Origin of the sequence: Streptobacillus felis, from assembly GCF_001559775.1 — a bacterium.
GTDB lineage: Bacteria > Fusobacteriota > Fusobacteriia > Fusobacteriales > Leptotrichiaceae > Streptobacillus > Streptobacillus felis.
In genome coordinates this window covers 1-228 of the sequence record NZ_LOHX01000268.1, presented here as the reverse complement: position 1 = coordinate 228, position 228 = coordinate 1, and the positions used below count along the sequence as shown (strand labels likewise).

Genomic DNA, 228 nt, shown 5'->3' with positions numbered 1-228 from the left:
AAAAACAGGAAGATCACTTGAAATACCTGCAGGTTTAGTCGGGCTTGTTTATGCACGTAGTGGATTAGCGTTGAAAAAGGGAATAGCGCCTGCAAATAAGGTTGGAGGTATTGATAGTGATTATCGTGGAGAAAGAATGGTTGCACTACATAATCATAGTAAGGAAGACTATGTGATCGAAAAATTTGAAAGAATAGCACAATTAGTTAGTGCACCATATATTAAGGC

Annotated in this window: 1 protein-coding gene; it reads left to right on the top strand. The window is 37.7% G+C overall.

Translation table 11 applies throughout. The features are described 5' to 3' along the window. Positions 1 to 228: dUTP diphosphatase (locus tag AYC60_RS04700; RefSeq protein ID WP_414162582.1), on the top strand; the 228-nt coding region annotated here is incomplete at both ends.